The sequence below is a fragment of the Actinotalea ferrariae genome (assembly GCF_019733465.1).
GTDB lineage: Bacteria > Actinomycetota > Actinomycetes > Actinomycetales > Cellulomonadaceae > Actinotalea > Actinotalea ferrariae_A.
Genome location: NZ_JACVQL010000282.1, coordinates 1 through 1,268, shown reverse-complemented (window position 1 = coordinate 1,268; position 1,268 = coordinate 1). Strand labels below are relative to the sequence as shown.

Below are 1,268 nucleotides of genomic sequence, written 5' to 3'. Positions count from 1 at the left end.
CCCTCGGCCTCACGGGGGCGCGTGCGGCCACGCTCGCGCACGTCGCGGCGGTGCTCGCCGACGGGCTCGACGTGGGACCCGGCGCGGACCGGGCCGCTGCGCGCTCGGCGCTGCACGCGGTCCCGGGCATCGGACCGTGGACGGTCGAGTACGTGGCCCTGCGCGCGATGGGGGACCCCGACGCGTTCCCGGCGCACGACCTCGTGCTCCGCCAGGCGCTCGGCGGCGTCTCCGCGGCGGAGGCGCTGGCGCGGGCCGAGCACTGGCGGCCGTGGCGTGGCTACGCGGCCCAGCACCTGTGGACATCTCGAGCCCTGACCCTGGAGGACGCATGACCACCACGAGCACCCCCACCGGCACGACGGACGCCGCCGCGGGGCGACCCGACGCGGAGCGGCCGACCGTGGCTCCCGCCGCGGGCCATGACGCCGCGGGGGCCCCGCCCACCCTCGTCCTCGCGACGACGGTGCCGACGCCGGGCGGCACGGTCGGGCTGGCCGTCTCGCCCGACGGCGTCGTGCGGGCGGCCGGCTACGCCGAGCTCGAGGCCGTCCTGACGCGGCTGCGCGCGGCGTACCCGGGCATCGTGAGCCGTCAGGTCCCGCCCGATGACGTGCCGGGCGACGCCGTCGCGGCGCTGCGGCGCTACGGCGACGGCGACGCGCACGCGCTCGACGACGTCCCTGTCGTGCAGCCGGGCGGCGAGTTCTTCCAGGCGGCGTGGGCGGCGATGCGCCGCATCCCGCCGGGTGGCACGGTGACGTACACCGAGCTCGCGGCGATGGCCGGCCGCCCGGCCGCCGTGCGGGCGGCGGGAACGGCGTGCGCGAAGAACCTCGTCGCGCCGTTCGTGCCGTGCCACCGCATCGTGCGGACGGACGGGACGCTCGGCGGCTACGCGTACGGCATCGCGGCGAAGCAGGCGCTCATCGCGCACGAGCGCACCGCGCTCGCCTGACGTCCCGCCCTCGCCTGATACCCGAGCTCGCCCGAGGTCGCCTGACGCCCGATCGCCGTCGGCGCCGTGGGTCAGAGCTTGCGGACGATCTTCCCGACGACGGCGAGCGCGATCGCGGCGCCGCTCCCCAGGACGATCCACGCACGACGCGACGGCTCCGGCTCGCCGGCCGGACGCACCTCACCCGTCACCCGGCGCTTGAGGTCCGTGACGGCGAGCTTGACGTCGTCCTTGACCTCCTCCGCCAGGTTCTTCGGGCTGAGGCGGTCGCTGAGCTCGTCCACCGCGTCCTTGAGCTGGGCCCGGGTCC

3 protein-coding genes are annotated in these 1,268 nt (G+C 77.1%); 2 read left to right on the top strand and 1 reads right to left on the bottom strand.

The genetic code is table 11. The features are described from left to right. The coding region (locus ICW40_RS17885; protein ID WP_374199182.1) for a DNA-3-methyladenine glycosylase family protein at positions 1-335 on the top strand (335 nt) is incomplete at its 5' end. Next, positions 332-958, top strand: coding sequence for a methylated-DNA--[protein]-cysteine S-methyltransferase (locus ICW40_RS17880; protein WP_221655356.1), 627 nt, complete (start codon positions 332-334; stop codon positions 956-958). The genes ICW40_RS17885 and ICW40_RS17880, both read left to right, overlap by 4 nt. 71 nt (positions 959-1,029) lie before the next feature. On the opposite strand, the gene ICW40_RS17875 is transcribed toward ICW40_RS17880, so the two are convergent. Next, positions 1,030-1,268 (bottom strand): DUF3618 domain-containing protein (locus ICW40_RS17875; protein WP_221655355.1); only part of this gene is annotated, 239 nt, incomplete at its 5' end.

Excerpts from the sequence above, each read along its gene's own strand:
- ICW40_RS17880 (WP_221655356.1), top strand. The coding sequence starts at position 332 with ATGACCACCACGAGCACCCCCACCGGCACGACGGACGCCGCCGCGGGG.